The sequence below is a fragment of the Sorangiineae bacterium MSr12523 genome, from assembly GCA_037157775.1.
GTDB lineage: Bacteria > Myxococcota_A > Polyangia > Polyangiales > Polyangiaceae > Pendulispora > Pendulispora brunnea.
The window spans coordinates 12,050,001-12,068,757 of record CP089982.1; the positions used below are offsets into that span (position 1 = coordinate 12,050,001).

Genomic DNA, 18,757 nt, shown 5'->3' on the forward strand with positions numbered 1-18,757 from the left:
TGCATAATGGGCCTGCGAGTTACGTTACGTGGCAAGGTTAAGCCGATAGGTGAAGCCGGAGCGAAAGCGAGTCCTAACAGGGCGTCAAGTCGCGTGGCGTAGACCCGAAACCTTAGCGATCTATCCTTGGTCAGGTTGAAGGATTGGGTAACACCGTCTGGAGGACCGAACGCACCATAGTTGAAAATATGGGCGATGAACTGAGGATAGGAGTGAAAGGCTAATCAAGCTGGGAGATAGCTGGTTCTCCTCGAAATATATTGAGGTATAGCCTCGGACGAATACCGACGGAGGTAAAGCGCTGAATGGGCTAGGGGTCCTACCAGATTACCAAACCCAATCAAACTCTGAATGCCGTTGAGTAGTATCCGGGAGTCAGACAGTGCGAGATAAGTTGCATTGTCGAGAGGGAAAGAGCCCAGATCGTCAGCTAAGGTCCCAAAGTCTGACCTAAGTGTCAAAGGATGTGGAAGCGCATTGACAACCAGGAGGTTGGCTTAGAAGCAGCCATCCTTTAAAGAAAGCGTAATAGCTCACTGGTCAAGCGAGTCCGCGCCGAAAATATAACGGGGCTAAAGGTCAGCACCGAAGCTACGGGCTTAGAAATAAGCGGTAGAGGAGTATTCTCAGGTAGATACACGCCGGACCGTGAGGACCGGTATCGGACCTGAGAAGAGCTTATGCAGGCATGAGTAGCGATAAAGCAGATGAGAAATCTGCTCGCCGTAAGCCCAAGGTTTCCTGGGGAAGGATAATCCTCCCATGGGTTAGCCGGTACCTAAGCCGAGGCCGAGAGGCGTAGGTGATGGACAACAGGTTAATATTCCTGTGCTACCGAGGAAGGCGTTGAAGTAAGCAGGGACGGAGTAGGATAGGCCAAGCGCGGCGTTGGTTTGCCGTGTTCAAGCCCGTAGGGTGTCTCACCAGGACCCAAGAGGGACAAACAGTGAGACATTAGCCCGAGAGGTGATGAGGCGAAGCTTCGGCTTCGAAACTTGGTGATTCCACACTTCCAAGAAAATCTGCGTACAGAGCCCCTTCGGTAACCGTACTGCAAACCGACTCAGGTGGGCGGGAAGAGTATTCCAAGGCGCGTGAGAGAACCCTGGTTAAGGAACTCGGCAAATTGACACCGTAACTTCGGGAGAAGGTGTGCCCTTTTTCGTGAGAAACTTCGCGTTTCGAGCGTCGGAGGGTTGCAGAGAAACGGCGGTTGTGACTGTTTACTAAAAACACAGGACTCTGCAAAGTCGTAAGACGACGTATAGGGTCTGATGCCTGCCCGGTGCTGGAAGGTTAAGGGGACATGTCAGCGCAAGCGAAGCATTGAACCGAAGCCCCAGTAAACGGCGGCCGTAACTATAACGGTCCTAAGGTAGCGAAATTCCTTGTCGGGTAAGTTCCGACCTGCACGAATGGCATAACAACATCCGCGCTGTCTCGACCAGGGACTCAGCGAAATTGTATTGGGGGTGAAGATACCCTCTACCCGCGGCAAGACGGAAAGACCCCATGAACCTTTACTGCAACTTGGCAGTGAGTTTCGGGACATTCTGCGTAGGATAGGTGGGAGACTTTGAAGTCGGGCCTCTGGGTTCGATGGAGTCACCGTTGAAATACCACCCTGGATGTTCTGGGATTCTAACCTGCGCCCATAACCTGGGCGGGGGACACTGCCTGGCGGGCAGTTTGACTGGGGCGGTCGCCTCCTAAATCGTAACGGAGGCGTGCGAAGGTTCCCTCAGCCTGATTGGAAACCAGGCGTAGAGTGCAAACGCACAAGGGAGCTTAACTGCGAGACCGACAGGTCGAGCAGGTGCGAAAGCAGGCGTTAGTGATCCGGTGGTCCCGAATGGAAGGGCCATCGCTTATCGGATAAAAGGTACTCTGGGGATAACAGGCTGATCACTCCTGAGAGTTCACATCGGCGGAGTGGTTTGGCACCTCGATGTCGGCCCATCGCATCCTGGGGCTGGAGCAGGTCCCAAGGGTTCGGCTGTTCGCCGATTAAAGCGGTACGCGAGCTGGGTTTAAAACGTCGTGAGACAGTTTGGTCCCTATCTGCCGTGGGCGAAGGATACTTGAGAGGAGCTGACCATAGTACGAGAGGACCTGGTTGGACGCACCTCTAGTGAGCCAGTTGTCACGCCAGTGGCACAGCTGGGTAGCTATGTGCGGAACGGATAACCGCTGAAAGCATCTAAGCGGGAAGCCGGCCTCAAGACAAGGTATCCCAGGCGCAAGCCTCTAAAGACCCCTTGTAGACTACAAGGTTGATAGGCTGGGGATGGAAGTCACGTAAGTGGCGGAGTCGACCAGTACTAATAGGTCGTGCGGCTTAACCATGTCTCTAAGGCAACAATTGAGTTCGCGCCCAGGATTGGGTTTGCGAAGCTTGTTTCGCCTAGCGCCCGTTTGAGAAAAGACGATCTTTTCACTGAGCACCAACAACGCTCGGAAACGTGGACACCCACAGTTTCCGGTGGTGATCTCGAAGAGGCCACACCCGATCCCATCCCGAACTCGGAAGTTAAGCTCTTCGGAGCCGATGGTACTGCACGGGAAGCCGTGTGGGAGAGTAGGACGCCGCCGGGATTATCTTACGAAGGCTCGAGTCGATTACGACTCGGGCCTTTCTTTTTTTGTCTTTGGACCTTTGTTCATCGGCATTTTGGGCGTTTGGAACGCCGCGAAAGTCGCGCTCGTAAGCGGCTGTGCTTTCCTTGCGTGCTCAAGCATTTCTCCATCGATCGATTTCGCGGCAACTCGCGTTAATCTCGGTAGGTGTTGCGTCGACTTCGAGATGCGCTGCGCTCGGTTCCTACGTGGGTCGTTCGCTGGGTGCTGTTGAGTGTGGCCGGCGTGGGCTTGATCGCCGTGCTGTCGTTTCCCCCGTTGATGCGGGGACGCGTGAAGGCCGTGGCCGAAAAGCGCGGGCTCGAGGTGGGCGTCGGGAGCATCCGCCCGGGTTGGTTCGCCCTGAAATTGTCCGATGTGGACGTCCGGCCGGAGGGGGTGCGCGGGGCGAAGCTGTCGTTGTCCCAGGTGGAGATCTCGCTCGACATGTGGATGCGACCGCGGAAGGTCGCGATCGTCGGCGGGCACGTCGAGGCAGACGGTGCGCTGGACGATCTCGAGAAGGAGATCGACGCGTGGCGTTCGCGCCATCCGTCGCGCAGTGGCGGTACGCCTAGCGGCAAACGGCCGCTCGAGGTGACGGCGGACGCGATTTCACTCGCGTGGAATGGCGGGGTGGACGCGCTCGAAGGCTCGGGGATCTCTTTTGCGCGCGGTGAAGACGGGACCCGCGTCACGGTGCCGGAGCTTCGCGTGAGGCACGATGCGTGGAGCCTCGAGCTCGGCGAGGCGGGTGCACGGTTTTCCAAGGAGGGGGCGCTCGCGGAGGCGCAGGCGGCGCGGGTCGCGGTGGATCTCGTCGCGCGTGCGCCCATGGAGGCGACGCCCAAGCCCGCCGCGGCACCGGCGGAACCCGTGCCTGCGCCGGCGCAGCGGGAAGATCCATCGCCACGTTCGCGGCGTTCCGCGAGTGCGCGTGCGAAAGGGACGCCGCCACCGGCGGCCGTGCCGGAGCCTGCACAGGATGCAACCCCGCTGTTGTCGCTGCCGGATCTGCACGCGATGCGGGCGCGCCTCGGGCTTTTGGCCAAGGGGCTCGCCAAGCATTGGGAGCCGGAGGCTTCTCTGCGCGTGGACGGCTTGTCGTTCCGATGGGGTCGTGATGCCGATCGGCTCACGGTGGGGCCGGGGCCGGTGTCGATTGCCCGACGCGGTGACCGGCTCCTGGTGGAGTTCTCCACGAACCGCGCGACCGGTTCCCCCTCGGGGACGCCGCTGTCGCTTCGCGGGGAGCTCCCGCTCGAGCGCGGCGACATGGAGCTTTCGCTGGCCGGTGGGCCGGTCGCGCTGGCACCGCTCGGGGTGAAGGAGGGCGCGGGCGGTCTCACCGACGTGGGGCGCGGCACCTTGTCCGGGAAGGGGAGCCTCGTGCTCGCCGACGCGGGCGACGCTTTGGCCTTCGACCTGGACGTGGGGGCGAAGGATCTCTCCATCTCCAACCCGAAGCTCGCCGACGATGTGGTGCGGGGGCTGGCCATCTCGGCGCGGGCCAAGGGGGTACTCAACGACAAGGGGCTTCTGCGCATCGACGACGCGCAGGCCACGCTGGGGGCGCTGCGCGTGGCGGTGCGCGGCACCTTGGAGCAGACGGGGAGCCATGCGCTGGGATCGCTGTCCTTTGCCGTGCCGCAGGCGCAGTGTCAGGCGCTGTTCGAGAGCATCCCCAGCGCGCTCTTGCCGACCTTGAGCGGCGCAGCGATGAAGGGCACCTTCGGCGGAAAAGGGCAGCTGCAGTTCGATTCGCGCAAGCTCGACGACTTGATGCTCGAGTACGACTTCGACAACCTATGCAAGCTCACCGTGGTGCCGCAGGAGATCGACCACGGGCGCTTCACCAAGCCGTTCTTGCACCAGGTGTATCACCCCGATGGAACGGTGGGGCAGGAGGAGACGGGACCGGGTACCGAAGCGTGGACGGATCTCGGAGCCATCAGCCCCTTCATGCAGGTGGCCGTGCTGACCACCGAGGATGGCGCCTTCTTTCGCCACCATGGCTTCAACCATCGCGCCATCCGTGAATCGCTCATTGCCAACCTAAAGGCCCGCCGGTTCGTGCGCGGGGCGAGCACCATCACGATGCAGCTCGCGAAGAACCTCTTTTTGTCGCGAGAGAAGACGCTGTCGCGCAAGTTCGAGGAGGTCATCCTGGCGAGCTACCTCGAGCAGAATTTCTCCAAGCAGGAGATCATGGAGCTCTACTTGAACGTGGTGGAGTTCGGGCCCGATGTGTACGGCATCGGCCATGCGGCAGAGCACTACTTTGGCCGCAAGGCGGACGAGATTCATCTTCCCGAGGCGTTCTTCCTCTCCTCGCTTTTGCCGCGTCCGCTCGCGTACCATAAGACGTACGAGCGCGGGGAGCTCTCCGAGTCGTGGACACGGACGATTCGCTCCTTGATGGAGACGGCGTTCAAGCGCGGAACGATTTCGCGCGGGGAACTCGACTATGGTCTCTCCGAGACGGTGATGTTCCACAAGCCAGAGCAGCCGCGCCCGCCGCCGCGCTCTCCGGTCATCGGGTCGCGGCTGTTCGAGCAATCGATTCAGAAATAGGGACTACTTCTTCCCCTGCGCCCGCAGCGCGGCGAAAAAAGCGCGCAGGCGCGACGCGCACTCCTCTGCGAGGACGCCGCGCGTGACCTCGTAACGGTGGTTCAACCGGGTGTCCTGCGCAATGTTGTACAGCGAATGGAGCGCGCCGCCCTTGGGATCGTCGCAGCCATAGACCACGCGCGTGATGCGGGCGTGCACGAAGGCGCCCGCGCACATGATGCAAGGCTCCAACGTGACGTAGGCCGTGACGCCGTCGAGCCGCCAGCTCGGTGCTTTGGCCGCGGCCGCACGAAGGGCGACCATTTCCGCGTGCGCCGTGGCGTCGAGCCATGTCTCGCGCAAGTTGTAGCCACGTGCGATTTCGACGCCATCGGCCCCGACGAGGATGCAACCGACGGGCACCTCGAGGCGCGCCGCCGCGGCGTCCGCCTCGGCCAGGGCCGCTTGCATCCACGTCACATCGCGCTGCTCGTCCAACACGCTTCACTTAAGCCACATCGCTGCGGCGCGCAACAGCCGTGGCGGGTGCCGTTCGCGACCTACTGGCAGGCATCCTTTTCGACCTTGGCGAGCCGTTCGTAGGGGTCGATGCCCTGGTCGTAGTCGTCGTTCGGATAAATCGAGAAGTGCAGGTGCGCCTCGGTTCCCCGTGCTTGGCCGCTCTTGCCGAGGGCGCCGATCTCCTGGCCTGCCATCACGGTTTGGCCTTTCGCGAGCGTCGTCGGCGAGTCCATGTGGGCGTAGTAGTAGCTCCAGCCGTCCTTGTCCTTGAGGGTGATCGAGTTGCCGCCGATGGGGGAGGCACTCGGATCGTGCGAGGGATTCTCCGTCGTGGTTTCGACGACCGTGGCATCCGTCATGGCGACGAGCTTCGTTCCGACGGCGGCGAAGATGTCGTTGCCCAAATGCCCATTCTGGTGGTTGGCGTCGCCGGCGCCCGTGTGAAAGTCCGAGTTGGAGTTCGACCCATCGCAGCTCCACGTGGCCCAATTGGCGTCGTAGCCGAGGTTGTGCGGGCCCGCGACGGGGAAGCGGTCGGCTTTTGACGCCTCGTTGCATTGGGTTCCAGAGGTGTCCTGCGCCTGCACGGCGCGTCCGACGCCGGCGCTGTTGCAGTCGCCCCCGTTCGAGTCGGCGCACTTCGACGCCGTCGAAGCCCCCGCGTTGGCCGAGTCGACGATGGCGCCGGCGCAACCTGGCAGCAAATTCGTTGGCCCTTCGACGAGGCCGCCGCCGTCGCTGTCGGTCAATCCTTGGAGCCGCAGTCGCTCGTGGAACGCGAGTGGCTTCGTAGCGCGCGGCTTTTGCGAGCCGAGATCCGCAACGATGCGATCGAGAACGCGGCGTGCCTGCGGATTCGCTGGAAACGTGTTTTCCAGCACGTCGAGCGGAGCGGACGTCCCGGCGGTGGCGAGCTCCATGCGGGCGACGTCGTCTTTATGGCGCAACCGCGCCTCGAACGTGTGCTTCGCGCCGCGCGCGGTCGTGTAGTCGAATTCGACGATGGCGGTGTTCGTCGCATCGTAGCCCCGCACGACGGTGAATCGACCTTCGCCGAGCCGCATGCCCCACCTCTCGACGCCAAGCTCGGATCGCGTTTGGCTCGACGCCTCCATCTCGACGGCATCGGCCGACGGCGTCTCGGTCGACTTCGTGCACGCCAATCCAACGGTGGTGAAGAGTCCCAGAAAGACGAGGGCCGTCAGCTTTGCATGGGGCATGTTGGCCGCTTAGGGCAAGCGGCAGGCCACGCTCGCGCAGCGCAAAACAACGCGGTCGCGTGGGTCGCGAGGAATCGTCCTTTCCATCGCGCGGAAGCTTCCGTTCCGCGGCCCGGTGCCCGTTCGTGCCCGCTCGTGACTAGGCCCGGGTGGATCGCATCAGCGATGCGACGAGCGGCTCGAGCTCCTCGACCGAGAGCGGCGTATCACGAATCAGTCCCTGCATGAGCAGGCCCTCGAGTCCTGCGAGAAAGGCGCGGAACGTCATCTCGTCGCCGTGGTGCAGGAGCCGGGTCAAGATGTTGGCCCATCGACGCGCTGCAGGACGAAGTGCCGGCCGGCGTGCCGCCAGCAAGTAAAGCTCGTACTCGGCCATCAATCGCCCGCGACGCGGCCCGAGAGCGTCCGCGATCATCTCGGCCAATTCGCGGATCTCTTTGCGCTCGTCGCCACGGGCCCGCGCGATCCGGTCTCCGACGGTGACCGCGAACTCGTCCGCGCACCAGGTGAGCGTGGCGACGAGCAGATCGTCCAAGCTTTCGAAATGGTACGTCGTCGATGCGGTGGGCACCCCGGCCTCGTTGGCCACGCGCCTGTGCGTGATGCCCGCCACTCCGTCGCGCTCGACCAACCGCAAGGTGGCGTGGATGAGCGCTTCCCGCCTTCGATCCCCGCGGACCTTGCGCCCGTCGACCATGGTCATGCGTGTGCGCGCCCCAGTTCGAGCAACACCACGCCACCGATGACCAGGGCCAGCCCGCCGATCATGGTCAGGTTGAGCGGCTCCTTCAGGAACACCGCACCAATGAGGGCCACCCCGGCGATGCCGGCGGCGCACCAAATCGCGTAGGCGACGGCAATTGGAAATCCATCCTTCAACAGGCGCCCGAGCGCGCTGAACGCCACCACGTAGCCGATCACCACGACCACCGACGGCAGCAGCTTCGCGAAGTTCTCGGAAGCCTTCAACGCCGATGTGGCGGTGACCTCCGCGACGATGGCGATGGCCAAAAGGAGGTAGGGATTCATGCTCCACATATGTTGGGACGATCGTCCCAATAGACAAGGCTGCCCTAGGATTTGGCGGCTTCCCATCGCTGAGCCGCGCGCGCGTAGAGGACGATGGCCACGGAGCTCGCCAGGCCGAGTCCGACGAAGACCAGCCAGAACATGTGCGGGTGGTACGTGTCCCAGAGAAGCTGCGTGGCTTGCGTGGCGTCCAGTTGCGTGGCGCGCTGGAGTTCCGCCATGGCCTGTGTGCGCGTGATCGTGGCGAGGACCTCGGGCGTGAGCAGGTGGTGTTCGCCGAGGTAGCGCAGGGCCAGGTTGGCCTTGTCGGAGATGCGATCGTAGAGGAAGCCGCCGGCATAGGTCGCGGACGTGACGCCGATGGCCGCGGGTGCGCCGGTGAACCCCATGTAGAGTGCCTCCTCGCCGCGGGGGGCGATGGATGCCAAGTAGGCCCAGAACTTGGGCGCGGCGATCATCTCGCCGAGCGCGCAGACGAAGATGCCGAACAACGCGCAAAGCCCCATCGGTGTGATGCCGGCCAGGAGAAAGCCCATCGATACGACGGTGCCGCCGATGGCCAGGGCTGGGAGGCGCCCCAACTTTGCGGTCATCGCCGTGACGGGGAGCATGAGCACGACGATGGCCGTGCCCTCGACGTTGATCAGCAGCTCCGGAGGCACCTGCAGCCCGCGCGGCGTGGGGACGGCCAGCCAGCCTTCGCGAAGGCCGAACAAGGCAATGACGTCGCGACTATCGATCCATTCTTCGATGAAATTCGGCATCGAATCGAAGAGCTGGAAGTACAGGCCGAAGAAGCCCGACATCGCCACGAGGAAGGCGAGCAATCGCGGGCGCAGCATGGTTCGCACGGAGTGCACCACCACGCCCCACGTGCTGCGCGTACGCATGGTCTCGTCCGCGGAGGGCGGCGGGTCGCGGTAGGTCAAAAGGACGAGCCCATTGAGTCCGACGATGGCGGCGCAGGCGAGGAAGACCCAGCTCCACGAAAGGCGGCGCAGGTAGCCCGCGACCGGCGGGCCAAGCCAGCCGGCGAGGCCCACGACCTGGTAGAAAATGCCCCAACCGAGCGCGGAGTTCCGCTCGTCGAGCGCGCGGGCCAAGGTGGCTTGTTGCCCTGGTTTGAAGAAGGCGCTGGCCACGGCGAGCACCTGGCATCCGAGGAAGAAGCCCCAGAACGAGCGCTGCGTGGCCATGAGCACGTAGCCCGCGACCTTGAGCCCGATGGAGGAGGCCATGGTGGCGCGCCGGCCGTACTTGTCGGCGAAGCCGCCGACGAACATGGGCAGCACGGACTGGATCAGCGTCCAGCACGTGAGGATGATGCCCTTGGCGCGATTGTCGAAGTGCAGTCCGTTGGGATCTTGCGAGCTCGCGATGTACACCGGCACGACGACACGCGCGCCGTAGTAGGCGAGCCGCTCGAAGACCTCCATGGCGTTGGCCGCCCAGAACGGACGCGTGAGGGTGCGCAGTTGCGAAATCAAGACGCGCTGGACACTAACGCAGAACGTGACCAATCTTCATGGCATGCGTGAACGGCACGTGGCGTGGGAGGGCTTTTACAACGCGCGGGATCTCGGGGGGCTGAGCAACCGCGCCGGATGCGCCATTCGATTCGGGCAGCTCATTCGCTCGGCGGACTTGCGCTTCGTGACCGCGGCGGGGTGGCTCTCCGCTTACGATGCAGGCGTGCGCACCGTCGTGGACCTGCGCAACGAGCGCGAAGCGCGCCCGACGGCCGATGCGGTGGCGGCGCTTCGGCACCCGGAGATCCTTCGGGTCCACGTGCCCCTGGATGGGATCGACGACGTCGAACTGTGGCAGTTTCTGCGCGCGCAGGAGCTCGATGGCAGCCCGCTCTATTATCGGCCGTTCCTCGAGCGCAAAGCGGAGCGGGTGGTGGCGGTGTTGACGGCCATCGCGAATGCGGCGCCGGGCACGGTGATCTTTCATTGCTCCGCGGGGCGTGACCGAACGGGGCTCGTTACCTTGCTTCTGCTCGCCTTGGCCGATGTCGACATCGAGACCATCGCCGACGATTACGAGCTGACGACCGAACCACTCCGCACCCTGTTCGAGCGCATGGGCATGGGAAATGGTGACCTCGACGAGGTGGCCCGGATCCTCGCCCGAAAGAATACGACCGCGCGCGAGGCGCTTCGCCGGACCTTGGAGGGCCTGGACGTGGAGGCTTACCTGCTCGGTGCCGGAATGAGCCGGACGGACGTGACGCGGCTTCGGGCTCGTCTGATCGACTAGGTGGCCGACAACGTGAACGAGAGAATGCCTCCCTCGCGCAGGAAGCTGCCGCCGAGCTTCCAATCCCGGTAAGGGACGCCGTCGACGCGCAGGCTCTCGATGTATTTCCCTTCGCCCGACGTGGAAATCACGATGGGCGCACCGCCATCGGGCAGGACGAACGCGCTTGGAAACAAAGGCGCCGAGAGGAGCAGTTCCGCGGAGCCGGGCGTGCGCGGGTAGAGGCCCAAGGCGGCGAAGACGTACCAGGCGGACATGGTGCCGAGATCGTCGTTGCCCGGGAGCCCGGAAGGCCCCGTGGTGTAGACGGTGTTCACGATCTCGCGCACGGTCTCCTGCGTTTTTCGTGGTTGACCGAGCTCGTTGTAGAGCCATGGCGCGTGGATGTCGGGCTCGTTGGTCGGATCGTACTTGAGCGGGCCGCCTCCGCGCAGGAGCCAACCGCCGTGGGCGTCGTGGAAGAAGGCATCGAGTCGCGCGATGGCTTGGTCGCGTCCCCCCATGGCCTCGGCAAGGCCGGAGACGTCGTGCGGGACCATCCACGTGTACGCGGCGCTCGAGCCCTGCGCGAAGCCGCGATCGCTGGCCGGATCGAACGGCGTGACCCAGGCGCCGTCGAGGTTGCGCGCTTGGATGTACCCGGTTGCGGGGTTGAAGACGTTGCGCCAATAGCCACCGCGGGCAGCGAGTTCGCCGGCGATGCGGTGGTAGCCGAGCGACTGCGCCCAGCGGCCGAGTGCAAAGTCGGCCACGGAATCCTCGAGCGTTTCCGCGGCGCCGCCCCAGCAGTGGCACGCGTCGTTGGCGCTGTAATGCGAGGCGAGGTACTGCGCGAGGTTGGGGCGCTGCCCGACGCATTGGCCGGGGCAACCGGCGTCCTCGAGTCCCTCGGGGCGGGGCACCGTGGCCTGCCGGTACAGCGAATCGAACGCGCCGCGCGTGTCGAAGTTGCGCACGCCCATGGCGTGGAACGTCGCGAGTGTGGCGGCGGAGGGATCGCCCGTCATCACGTGGGTGGCGCCGTTGATGTGCACCCAGCGGTCCCAGACGCCGTCGTTCTGCTTGGCGTAGTTGAGCAGCGACTGCGCGAAGTTCCCCGCGACGCGCGGTTCGAGCAGCGCGAGCAACTGGATCTGCGCGCGGTACTGGTCCCAGCCGGAAAAATTGGAATACTGCGCATCCTGGCCGCGCTCGATGCGGTGTGGCTGCCGGTCCATGCCGAGGTAGCGGCCATCGACGTCGCTGACCAGGTTTGGCTGCTGGAGCGCATGGTAGAGCGCCGTGTAGAAGATGGTGCGTTGGGCGCCGGTGCCGCCGCCGACCTGGATGCGCCCCAGGTGATGGTTCCACGCGCGCCGGGTGGCGGAGGCCACGCTGTCGACGGTGGCGCGGCCGGGGAGCTCGGCGCGCAGGTTCTCGCGCGCGCCCTCGAGGCTGACGTACGAGATGGCGAGCCGCATGGTCACGTGGCTGCCCGGCGCAAAGGTGACGTATCCGCCGGAGCCGCGACCTTTGCGGTCGTTGCCGGTGGCGTAGCCCTCGCCGCCGGTTTGATGGAGCCCCCCGGGCTGGAGGGTCGCGTCTTTCCAGGTGCCGGTGCCCGTGAAGGGCTGATCGAACTCGGCGACGAAGTGAAGTCGGTAATAGCTTTTCCGGTTGTTGCTGCCGCCATTGGCGCGCCGGCCGCAGAAGGCCCCGGTGAGCACCGAGCCAATCACGCGGCGGTGCTCCGGATCGAGGTGGGTCTCGGCATCCTCGCTGCCATTGAGCGAGTTCGACGTGCGAAACAGCAGATTGGCCGGCTTGCCCTCGGGAAATCGAAATGTGCCGATGGCGGCGCGCTCGGTGGTGGCCACGTCGGTCGCCACGCCGTTGGCCAGACCGAGCTCGTAGCGTCCGGGTTGTGCGCGCTCGGCGGCGTGCGTGAAATCGCTCGCGTAGATGGCGTCGGTGACGTCGGCCGTGGGCGAGGAGGTGACGTCCCCCGCGTGCGGGAAAATGGGAACGTCGCCGGCGGCGCCGGGGTTGCAGCCGGCGCCATTGACGTGCGTGAGGCTGAAGCCGCGCAGGCGTGTGGTGCCGTACTCGTAGCCGTTGGCCGCGCCCGTGCTGGTCTGATCGCCGCGCGTGCTGGTGGGGCTCCACGCCATCATGCCGAAGGGAGCGGTCGCGCCGGGGTACGTGTTGCCGCCGCCCCTCGTGCCGATCAAGGGATCGACGTAGTCGGCGGGTAAGGCCCCGGAGCTCGAGGCGGTGGCGGTGGACGCAACGTCGAGCAGGATCGCGGCCAAAGCCACCACGAGAGGTCGGCGCATGGCGGCAGCGTAGCGCAGGGGCCGCGCTACGGTGCCGGATAATCGACGCTCAGGGAGGTGTCCCGCCACGCATCGAATTGGCCGCGGAGAACATCGAGTCGCTGGTGCGCCATCTGCAACGCGGACGCACCAAGTAGGAGGCGAAGCGGCGGCGTTTCCGCGTCGACGGCCGCGAGGACGGCTGCAGCGCCCCGGGCGGGATCGCCGGGTTGCTTGCCACCGCTTGCGCGCGTCGAGCCCCGTCGCTTGCCGGCCGTGGCGGCGTAGTCGTCGAGGACGATGGACGATTCGCGGAGGGACTTGGACGCCCACTCCGTGCGGAAGGCGCCCGGTTCGACGATGGTCACCTTGATGCCGAGGGGGGCGACCTCTTGCGCGAGCGATTCCGACAGGGCTTCGACGGCGAACTTCGTCGCGTGGTAGTAGCCCGTGGCGGCGAAGGCGACGAGCCCGCCGAGCGAGGAGAAGTTGACGATGTGGCCGCGCCGCCGTGCGCGCATCCCGGGAAGCACGCGCTGGATGGTGGCGACGAGGCCGAAGACGTTGGTCTCGAACTGGGCGCGCACGGCGTCGTCCTCACCTTCTTCGATCGCCGCCAGGTAACCGTAGCCGGCATTGTTGACCAGGACATCGACGCGGCCGAAATGCTCCTCGGCGGCGGTCACGGCGCGATCGATCTGCGCGCGATCGGTGACGTCGAGCGGCAGGGCCAGCGCGCGGGATCCATGCTCCTTCACGAGCGCGCCGAGCTGCTCGGGACGGCGTGCCGTCAGCACCGCGCGCCCGCCGCGGGCGAGAACGAGTTTGGCGATCTCATGGCCAAAGCCACTCGAACAACCGGTGATGAACCATATCGGGGTATCGTGGGTCATGGCCAAGGTATGCGGTCGGCGCGGCGCGAGGCGTTAGGGCGATGCTGCCAGTTCCTTGCACGATCCTTTCAATCCGCGACGCCATCGTTCGCCACTGCACGGCGCGGCGGCAGGCCACGAGCATCCCGCGGCTCACGCTTTTCCACGTCCGCGAGCCGACACCGCCCGTGCGCAGCATGTACGATCCAAGGCTCTGCGTGGTGGTGCAGGGCCGCAAGCAAGTCCTCCTTGGCGATCGCACGTACGACATCGGTGCGCGCGAATCCCTCATTGCCACGGCGGATCTGCCGGTCACGGCGCGCGTGACGAAAGCCAGTGCCGATACCCCGCACCTTGCGATCACCTTGGACCTGGATCGCGCGCGCATGGCGGAGTTGTTGCTCGCGATGCCCGATCCGCCGTCGCCGGCCGGTCCCTCTTCGGGGCTGGCCGTCGTGCGTCATACGGACGATCTTCTCGAGGCGGTGGCCAGGTTGATGGGCCTGCTCGATCGGCCTGCCGATATCCCGGTCATGGCACCGCTCATCGAGCGCGAAATCCATTACCGGTTGCTGCAGGGCGAGTTGGGCACGTTGCTCGCGCAATTCGCCACGGCGGGAACGCACCTGTCGCAAATTGGTCAGGTGACCGATTGGATCAAATCGCATTACGCGGAGCCGATGAGCATCGAGGATCTCGCGAAGCTTGCTCGCATGAGCGTGACCTCGTTTCATCGCCACTTCAAGGTGGTGACGGCGATGTCGCCGCTGCAATACCGAACGCGCATCCGCCTCGAGGAAGCGCGCCGCCGCTTGCTCGTGGAAGGGCGCGACGCCGGCGCCATCGGCTTCGAGGTGGGGTACGACAGCTCTTCTCAATTCAGCCGCGAATACCGCAAGATGTTCGGCGTGCCCCCTGCCACGGACGCGGCGCGCCTGCGCCGCGTCCATTCATGATCCGTTCATTTCGCGGATGGCGTCGCGACACGATGATCGCGCTCAACGTCGATAGATGACCACCTCCAAGGCGGCGCCATTTTTACGGCTTGCGTACAGTTCGCATCCGTCGTCGGAGACGCCGAAGGGAATGTCGTTCGTATTGGGTACGACCAATGTCGCCGTGCCCGCGCTCGAGGGCAGGGAGTTCGGCCAGCGCTGCTCGAAAATGCCGTACCCGCCCGTATTGAGTTTACCCCCGAGAAAGAGAACGAGGCCTCCTGTCGATTCTTCGGAGGTGGCCGCAAGGCCTTCCCATCCACTGGTGCCGGAACCCGTTAGGTTCGCGGCCATGGACCATACCGTTTTGTACCCTTCTTTTTCATAAATCTCCGCACCGTTGCGTACGAGGTAATACTCGGTGCGGCCGGTGCCCGGCGTATTCCAGCGGTCGACGGTGGTCATGACCGAGGTGGGCCCGAGCGTGGGTAGATTGTACGTGTAGTCCATGAGATTCGCATCGCTCGATTGGCGTACGCGGTACTCACTGGGTTGTCCGGCGCGCGTGATCTTGGAAATGCGTTGGTAGCCGGCGACGGACAGAATGCGCTCCTCGGGGTGATAAATTTGCTCCTCTTGTTGGATCTGCAGATTCCCATTCACGAAATCATCGTGCGCATGATGGAGAATGCGGCGGGGATCCTGTTGCGTTGCGAAGTCGAATTCCCTGTATCCGAACGTGTAGCCCGCCACCGTATACGTGCTGGGCAAAGGCACCACGAGCGCCTGTTGAAATGGCGTTCCGCGGCATACTCCGCCAGCGTCGGTGCCGGCGTCGTTTGGGGGCGCGGGATCGCATCCGCCGTCGGCGGCGGTTGCGAGCGGGTCATCCGTCGAACGGTTTCCGGTGTCGGAATCGGCCGCGCACGCAGCCACGTTCCACGCGAGCAACGAGAAGAGGGAAGCGAGGGTCAAGCGAATCGGGAGGGTCATACCCGCGTGTTGTGCCCGCATGCGTGAATCCGTCACGGGCTCGCTAAAAACGTCGCGCGCATCGTCGGTGTTGGCACGGTTCGTTCGTCCTTCGTGCGAACAACGAGGAGGTTCCCATGTTGCAGAATTCACCGATGTACGCGTATCTCCCGGCCAAGGACGTAGCTCGAGCGCGGCGCTTTTACGAGGGAACGCTCGGCTTCAAGCCCAAGGCCGAACTTTCCGGTGGCGTCGCCTACGAGTTTGCCGGCGGCAGTGCCTGTTTTCTCTACCCGACGCCGAACGCGGGAACATCGCAGGCGAGCCAAGCCTTTTGGGATGTTCTGGACATCGAACGGGAGGTGGACGAGCTCAAGGCCAAGGGCGTGCGCTTCGAAGAGTACGACATGCCCGGGATGCGCAATGGCATCTGCACCGCCGGGGGCGCCAAGGCCGCGTGGTTCAAAGATACGGAAGGAAATATTCTCGCCATCGTGCAGCGGCTAACGTGATTGGGCGCGCTAAAGCGTCGGCAGGGCGGCGAAGGCGCGGGCGTCGTGGGCGGGCACCAAGGTGAGATCGGGAAAGCGCGTGGCGATCGCCGCCATGCGCAAAAGGTTCTCCCGGACGCGAGGTGGATCGCGGTCGGCGAAGGTGCGCGCGAGCCAGGGGCGTTCTTCGCGCTCGGTGATGCCTTCGCGCTGCCACGCCAGATCGCCGACGAAGGCGTAGCGATGTCCGTTGGGAAGCGCAACGAAAGCGATGATCGAGCCCGGCGTATGCCCCGGCGCCGGCACGACGACGATGGATCCATCGCCGTAGAGATCGTGGCTTTGAGGAAAGCCGAGGTAGGCGCCGCCGTCGAAGGCGTACGTCTCGTAGTGCGGCGCGGCCATGCGGGCCACGGCGGTGAGCCGGCCTCCGTCTTCGATGAAGCGGCGTTCCTCGGAGGTCACCAGGACCGGTACCTCGGGAAAGTCCGAGACGCCGCTGACGTGATCCCAGTGCGCATGGGTCAGCAGAATGCCGCGAAGCCGCGTGCGATCGTAGCCCGCGGCTTCGAGCTGCTCGGCGGCGGAGCGGCCCCGATCGAAGGACGTGATGGCGCGGAAGAGAAAGGGCATCTCACGAAAATGCGCATCGATGTTGCGGCCGAAGCCGGTGTCGATGAGCAGATCGCCGCGCGGGTGTTGGACCAGGGCCGCGGTCATCGTGAAATCACGCGGATCGCGAAAAGAACCACCGCGGTACGCAAAAGCCGCACTTCGATGCGTCACGCCCGTGGGCAATTGGAAGAGCGCCATGCCGGCGGGCGGTGATGCAGCCGGCACGGGATCGGGCAGCGGCGCCGGTGCGGGAAGTGGCGCCGCGAGAAACGAGCTCGCGAGCAGTGCAAGCGGCGCGAGCACCATGGCCAAGGCAACGAGCCGCAGCTTTCTTCCTCGGATCACGGCGCCATCGTAGCCCTCAGCGGCTCTTCCCGTCGACCAGCGTCACCGTGAAGGAGCCGGGCGGCACGTCGTCGAGGCAGCGCACGTTCACGATAGCCATTTTCGTACCGTCGGGTTTGACGCTGCGCCAAAACGACTCGACACCACATTGTTTGCAAAAGAGATGATCGGCCACGCGCCGGTTGAATCGATAATTGGCGAGCGACTCCTCCCCCTGCAAAAGCGAGAATCGGTCGGCGGTCACGAAGGTCAGCAAGAAGCCCTTTCGCGAGCAATGCGAGCAGTTGCACTCCACGACCCGTGCGAGATCGGTTTCCACTTCGAAGCGTACGTTTCCGCAATGGCATCCGCCGCGGTGCGTTTCGATGGCGCCCATGGTCAAAACATCCCATTGGGGTTGGCCGATTCCTCCGGAATGGGCTGCATGACATCCCAGTGTTCGACGATTTTGCCGTCTTCCAATTTGAAAATATCGACAATGGCCGATCCGCGCTGCCCGGGTTCGCGCACCCCGTGCACGTGGGCAATGACGAAGTCGCCCTCCGCAAAAACGTGTTTGACGTCGGCGCGCAAGTTGGGAAACTTCTCTTTTAGAAAAGCGAGAAAGGCCTCGAAACCTGCATGCCCATCGGCGATGAGCGGATTGTGCTGCACGTAACGGTCGCCGAGGAGTTTGGAGGCGGTGGCATAATCCTTTTGCCGCAGCCCGGCCTCGTAGAAAGCAAGAACGGTTCGTTTGTTGGCTTCTCGTTTTGCATCGTCCTGCAGCATGGCGAGGTCCTCTTTTCTTTACCTTGAGGTCAAAAATGGACGAAAAAAAACCGTTACAATGCGGCCATGGCCGCGCGCACGGCGCGGACCAAGGCGTCGGGCTTGGGAGAGACCTTGGCGAGCACGGTCATGCCGAGAATCGTCGTCAGCATGAGGCTCGCAATGTCCTTCGCGTTGCGGTGCGCGTCGATTTCGCCGGTGCGTTGGCCCTCTTCGATGGTGGCCTGGAGCGCGCGCGCCATTCGCTCGAAAATGCCGCGCACGATGGCTGCCGCCGCCTCGTCCTCGTCGCCGAATTCCGCGGCCGTGTTCACGGCGAGGCAACCGCGGCGCCGCAGCTTTGCGCGCTCCGGGGTGGCAAGCCGCTCGAGCGCTGCCTGCAGCCTTGCGCGCACGGGGCCTGGCTGCGCGAGGGTTGCCATCAAGCCTGCGACGCGCTCGTCCCCGTACCGACGCAGCGCCTGCTCGAAGAGCGCGCGCTTGTTCTCGAAGGTGTTGTACAAGCTGCCCTTGCCGATCCCGAGCTCCTCGACGAGATCGGCCGGGGTCGTGGCGCCATAGCCTTTGCGCCAGAACAGGTCCATCGCAGTGGCGACGGCCGCGTCGGGATCGAACTGCTTGGGCCTGCCCATGGATTGAAAGGTACGATTTCTGTACCTGCGAGTCAAAAATTAAAATGAATGGCGCTCCCTCGATTGGTCCAAAGCTCACCCCAATTGAGACGCGAGCCACGCCCGGGCGCTCGCTTCGTCGGAGAAGGGCTTCGTCGTCGCGTGGAACATGCGTTTGATCACGGGTGCGGCGAGGCGCAAAACCATCGACTGCGCCGTGGAGCTGGTGACCATGGCGATGCCGGCGCACTTCCCTTTGATCTCGTTGGTGCGGGACTCGACCCATTCTTTCCAGCGTTTGCTCACTTCCTCGGGGATGGGCGCGCCCTTGTCCTTGCTGGCGAGTACGAGCATGCCAAAACGCGGCAGCTCGAGGACGGCGCTGTCGAGGATGGCGATGGGCGCATCGAGGGCGCTGGCGCCGGTGAGCAGATCGTGTGCTGCGCGGAGGTCTACGAGGACGATGGGATCTTGTCGTTCGACTTTCATGAGATGTGCCTCCGTGCCTTTCGGCGGGGCCATGTGGGCTGCAGCCGTCGTGAGCTTAGCGAAGCGAGCCAACGCGACCCCGAAAAAATGACCCTTGAGGAGTTTTCCTTCCACGACGGAAGAATACGAATTACGAAGTGAACCGAGCGGACACTGGGAC

At 64.1% G+C, this 18,757-nt stretch carries 17 protein-coding genes and 2 rRNA genes (1 of these 19 running past the window's edge); 6 read left to right on the forward strand and 13 right to left on the reverse strand.

What is annotated here, in order from left to right:
• From LZC95_47575 to LZC95_47585, 3 genes are all read left to right on the forward strand, one after another.
• A 23S ribosomal RNA gene (locus LZC95_47575) occupies positions 1–2,346 on the forward strand; it begins 616 nt to the left of the window's first position.
• A gap of 132 nt (positions 2,347–2,478) precedes the next feature.
• A 5S ribosomal RNA gene (rrf, locus tag LZC95_47580) occupies positions 2,479–2,595 on the forward strand.
• 192 nt (positions 2,596–2,787) lie between these two features.
• Entirely contained in the window at positions 2,788–5,190 is a 2,403-nt protein-coding gene (locus LZC95_47585) for a transglycosylase domain-containing protein (GenBank protein WXA94095.1), read from the forward strand.
• A 3-nt stretch (positions 5,191–5,193) separates the two neighbouring features.
• Here LZC95_47585 and tadA read toward each other — a convergent pair whose 3' ends face one another.
• From tadA to LZC95_47610, 5 genes are all read right to left on the reverse strand, one after another.
• Entirely contained in the window at positions 5,194–5,640 is a 447-nt protein-coding gene (gene tadA / locus LZC95_47590; protein WXB00282.1) for a tRNA adenosine(34) deaminase TadA, read from the reverse strand.
• A gap of 89 nt (positions 5,641–5,729) precedes the next feature.
• The gene (locus LZC95_47595) at positions 5,730–6,911 is read right to left on the reverse strand and encodes a M23 family metallopeptidase (GenBank protein WXA94096.1); all 1,182 of its coding nucleotides are present in this window, start codon (positions 6,909–6,911) and stop codon (positions 5,730–5,732) included.
• A gap of 139 nt (positions 6,912–7,050) precedes the next feature.
• The gene (locus tag LZC95_47600) at positions 7,051–7,614 is read right to left on the reverse strand and encodes a TetR family transcriptional regulator (GenBank protein ID WXA94097.1); all 564 of its coding nucleotides are present in this window, start codon (positions 7,612–7,614) and stop codon (positions 7,051–7,053) included.
• The gene (locus tag LZC95_47605; GenBank protein WXA94098.1) at positions 7,611–7,940 is read right to left on the reverse strand and encodes a multidrug efflux SMR transporter; all 330 of its coding nucleotides are present in this window, start codon (positions 7,938–7,940) and stop codon (positions 7,611–7,613) included. Before LZC95_47605 ends, LZC95_47600 begins: the two co-directional genes overlap by 4 nt.
• A 44-nt stretch (positions 7,941–7,984) precedes the next feature.
• The gene (locus tag LZC95_47610) at positions 7,985–9,427 is read right to left on the reverse strand and encodes an MFS transporter (GenBank protein ID WXA94099.1); all 1,443 of its coding nucleotides are present in this window, start codon (positions 9,425–9,427) and stop codon (positions 7,985–7,987) included.
• Positions 9,428–9,452: 25 nt separating this feature from the next.
• Here LZC95_47610 and LZC95_47615 point away from each other — a divergent pair, with 25 nt between their 5' ends.
• Positions 9,453–10,202 carry a tyrosine-protein phosphatase gene (locus LZC95_47615; protein ID WXA94100.1) on the forward strand — a complete coding sequence of 250 codons (750 nt, stop codon included), beginning with the start codon at positions 9,453–9,455 and terminating at the stop codon, positions 10,200–10,202.
• On the opposite strand, the gene LZC95_47620 is transcribed toward LZC95_47615, so the two are convergent.
• Together LZC95_47620 and LZC95_47625 are read right to left on the reverse strand one after the other, a co-directional pair.
• A complete protein-coding gene (locus tag LZC95_47620; GenBank protein ID WXA94101.1) occupies positions 10,199–12,517 on the reverse strand; it encodes a GH92 family glycosyl hydrolase in 2,319 nt (772 codons plus the stop codon). The genes LZC95_47615 and LZC95_47620 overlap by 4 nt on opposite strands.
• A gap of 26 nt (positions 12,518–12,543) precedes the next feature.
• Entirely contained in the window at positions 12,544–13,389 is an 846-nt protein-coding gene (locus LZC95_47625; protein WXA94102.1) for an oxidoreductase, read from the reverse strand.
• Positions 13,390–13,430: 41 nt separating this feature from the next.
• On the opposite strand from LZC95_47625, the gene LZC95_47630 reads away from it, so the two are divergent.
• Positions 13,431–14,324: an AraC family transcriptional regulator gene (locus LZC95_47630; protein WXA94103.1), complete on the forward strand. Its 894-nt coding sequence runs from the start codon at positions 13,431–13,433 to the stop codon at positions 14,322–14,324.
• Positions 14,325–14,366: 42 nt separating this feature from the next.
• On the opposite strand, the gene LZC95_47635 is transcribed toward LZC95_47630, so the two are convergent.
• The gene (locus LZC95_47635; protein WXA94104.1) at positions 14,367–15,317 is read right to left on the reverse strand and encodes a hypothetical protein; all 951 of its coding nucleotides are present in this window, start codon (positions 15,315–15,317) and stop codon (positions 14,367–14,369) included.
• Between the two features lie 95 nt (positions 15,318–15,412).
• On the opposite strand from LZC95_47635, the gene LZC95_47640 reads away from it, so the two are divergent.
• Complete coding sequence (locus LZC95_47640; protein WXA94105.1) at positions 15,413–15,787, forward strand: VOC family protein; 375 nt, start codon at positions 15,413–15,415, stop codon at positions 15,785–15,787.
• Between the two features lie 9 nt (positions 15,788–15,796).
• On the opposite strand, the gene LZC95_47645 is transcribed toward LZC95_47640, so the two are convergent.
• The 5 genes from LZC95_47645 to LZC95_47665 form a co-directional block, all read right to left on the reverse strand.
• A complete protein-coding gene (locus LZC95_47645; GenBank protein ID WXA94106.1) occupies positions 15,797–16,726 on the reverse strand; it encodes an MBL fold metallo-hydrolase in 930 nt (309 codons plus the stop codon).
• 16 nt (positions 16,727–16,742) lie between these two features.
• Positions 16,743–17,102: a GFA family protein gene (locus tag LZC95_47650; protein ID WXA94107.1), complete on the reverse strand. Its 360-nt coding sequence runs from the start codon at positions 17,100–17,102 to the stop codon at positions 16,743–16,745.
• Positions 17,103–17,104: 2 nt separating this feature from the next.
• Positions 17,105–17,497, reverse strand: coding sequence for a nuclear transport factor 2 family protein (locus LZC95_47655; GenBank protein ID WXA94108.1), 393 nt, complete (start codon positions 17,495–17,497; stop codon positions 17,105–17,107).
• 53 nt (positions 17,498–17,550) lie between these two features.
• Positions 17,551–18,129, reverse strand: a complete 579-nt coding sequence (locus LZC95_47660; GenBank protein ID WXA94109.1) for a TetR/AcrR family transcriptional regulator — start codon at positions 18,127–18,129, stop codon at positions 17,551–17,553.
• Between the two features lie 75 nt (positions 18,130–18,204).
• The gene (locus LZC95_47665; protein WXA94110.1) at positions 18,205–18,597 is read right to left on the reverse strand and encodes a hypothetical protein; all 393 of its coding nucleotides are present in this window, start codon (positions 18,595–18,597) and stop codon (positions 18,205–18,207) included.
• Positions 18,598–18,757 lie beyond the last annotated feature (160 nt).